At 58.7% G+C, this 2,736-nt stretch carries 3 protein-coding genes; all 3 read right to left on the reverse strand.

Translation table 11 applies throughout. The annotated features are described in order from the left end of the window. Nucleotides 1–766 (reverse strand): hypothetical protein (locus EOA23_RS33355; protein WP_210212518.1); only part of this gene is annotated, 766 nt, incomplete at its 3' end. Then, nucleotides 763–2,304: a hypothetical protein gene (locus EOA23_RS33360; protein WP_127307189.1), complete on the reverse strand. Its 1,542-nt coding sequence runs from the start codon at nt 2,302–2,304 to the stop codon at nt 763–765. The genes EOA23_RS33360 and EOA23_RS33355, both read right to left, overlap by 4 nt. Before the next feature lie 2 nt (nt 2,305–2,306). Next, the coding region (locus EOA23_RS33365; protein WP_210212519.1) for a hypothetical protein at nt 2,307–2,736 on the reverse strand (430 nt) is incomplete at its 5' end.

Genomic DNA, 2,736 nt, shown 5'->3' on the forward strand with positions numbered 1-2,736 from the left:
GTATATCGTCCCGCACCTCCGCGAACTGCTCTCTCAGCTCTTCATTTTCGATGAGCTGGCGATTGGGACGCTGCTTGACCATCAAAGGTTTGCGCTCGGCGACGAGCTTTTCGAACAGCTTTTTCCATCGACGCGGGACTTCGCGATCGCGTTCGTCAAGCCCCAGAAAGTAACCGCTGTCGCGCGGCAGGCGCAAGGCCGGCAATGCCCACCCGAGGGCATCCGTGACCGGCACCGCATCGGTTTCGATACGCATTCGGGTCATGGCGACATAGGTTGCAATCTGGTGGAGCGTCCAGTCATCGGCCGCTGTCAGCCCCTTCAACGCAGCCATCCAGGTCGCGATCTGGCTCTCGCTCAGACCAAGGCCGACGGCGGCGGCCTCGACCCAAGGTCCCGGCTCTTCCGTCAGCTGTTTCGCGCCAATCAGGGTTACATCGCCGAGGGAGGCACCTTGGTCTTCATCCGTGTTGGCGAATAGAAGTGCGGGACGGTTGTAGTCGGCGTGCCGGATCGCCACCATCCGCTCGTCCGTCATGACGCTATCCGGAAGTCCGAAGGGTGAAACCAGGCTGCGCGGCAACGCAATGTTCAGAAGTTCGGTGGCTTTCGTATCCGTGAGCAAGGCCCGCGTGATCGCAGCGACCTGCTCGCCGGTCAAACGATCGAGAAGATATCGCGCTATGCCATCTTCCGGCGAGAGCGCGTCAAGACGCAAACGGATCGATGTCGCGCCGGCGGCGCCAATGAGATCAGAGGGGTTCACTCGGTTGTCGCTCTCTGGAATGGGTTTTCGACGTAGGCGCAGCTGTCCGACAGGCGTCTGAGAAGGCCCAGGCTTGCCAATCGCTCTTCAAGGCGATGCGCATTGTCCGAAAAGTCTTCCTGATCTGCAGTCCCGGCATCGACAAACGATCGTGCCTGCGCATCCCCAATGATGATCCCGTAGCGCTGATGTAAGCGGGCCAGGAAGTCTTTGAATTCAAGCCTGTTATCCACGCAGGCCACGACGAGGGTCTTCAACAAGCGATCGGTTGGTGCGTAGCGCACGCGCCGGCTCGATCGACGTGACGACAATCCGATTGCCCGCGACCATGTCGCATGAATCTTGCCTACGTGCTGTTTGTGACGGGTGGTGGCCTTTCTGAGCAGTTCGTCAAGCAGTTGCTTTGGATCACCGACAGTCTCGTCTTCGTCCCCGTCTGGCCATCCGAACTCGCGCTGCATCAGGTCACTGACCCTCAAGACGGGTTCGTCAGATGCAACGGCCGCCGTCCAGGCCGGCGTCTCGGCAATGCGCATGATTAAGCGCTCGATCGCCAGTTGCGGCAGCATGTTGTTGTATTGATAGGTGTCGGCCGAGAGATCCCGCACAACGGACTTTTTTGGCGAGACGATTTCGCAAACGAGTTCGACAGGAGAATGATCAAGCAGCTCTCTTGCCCGATCGAGTTGATAAAGAAGCAGGTTGAGGCCGGCAATGGTCACAAGGTGCGGAATTGCGTCATGGCCTGGAATGGGCAACTTTAAGATTGAAAGCCAATCTTCCGCCATGCGATCGAAAACAGGATGCTGCGAACACGGCAGATAGGCACCCCCGCGCTCTGCCTTGGCGAGCTGGATATCTCCCTGGAGCGCGCGCGCCATCGTATCATAGGGCGCCGGTTGGTCCAGAAAACGTGACGTCAGCAATAGGCGAAGCTCGTGTGCGTGCTTGCTCCTGCTTAACATGAGGTAGAGGATCTCGCCGGTGCGGGCGAAGAACCGTCGATCGTTCGAGACGCTGCCGTTCGGTTTGACGTTGACGTCTTCGAACAGAGAATGAGGCCCAAACGGGAAGACGAACTTCGAACTCCACCGCTTGTTGCTTGACCCTTCGATTGCTGAGCCTTGGAGGAAGTTCAAGACGGCCGCGAAATCATCGAACGTTTCGAAGCGATCGCGAAGGTACCTGAAATCAGGCTTGTCGATGCCGCCTGCGGTTTCCGCCATCTTATCGAGCCAAAGTGACCATGCCGCGTCGTCCGACTCGGCTTCGGCGCGAACAGTCATCACATGGGGATTGTTGAACACTAGGTTGCGCAGGCGCAGCTGAAGCTGCGGCTTGTATGAGAGGCTGTTATAGGTTTGCTCGCTCAGTGCTCGCCCTTCACGGTGCTCCGACAGGAGCACCGTCAGAAACTCGAGAAATGTCAGCCATGGTGACTGCTCGTCATGAAGGCGGTGTCCCCAGATTGCTTCATCGATCCAATAGGCAGGGCCGGTGCGTTCTTCGAACTGGGTCGGGCGATCAAGAAATTCCATTGTCATACTCGCACGATCACGCGTCGCGGCTGAGCGCGGCCATCGGAATTGATGTCGATAAACCGCAGAACGAGTTCTCCGTCTGCCGTCACATCGTCACCATCGAGCTTGCGGCGGTTTTCGGTCTCCCGCAGCAGCCGCGCTTTGAAGGCGAGTAGATCTTCGTGGCACTCAAGCGAAAAGCTGCTGGGCAGGGCACCCTCAGCGACGCGCCCGAGAAACTCAAACCTGGTCGGCGACAATGCCAGGAACACGGGAGGAATTTCGCCACCGCGCACCAGCTTGACCGAGACTCCGAAGTTTCGGCCGGCTTTGTCTGGGACAATGCTGACCTCTTCGCCGCTCGCGCGGGGCACCGAGATGATTTCATCGAGCAACGGACTGCGCTTCGACTGCGAAAAGCTGCCGGACGTCGCAAGCACGAGCTCATCC

Source organism: Mesorhizobium sp. M2A.F.Ca.ET.042.01.1.1, from assembly GCF_003997405.1.
Lineage (GTDB): Bacteria > Pseudomonadota > Alphaproteobacteria > Rhizobiales > Rhizobiaceae > Mesorhizobium.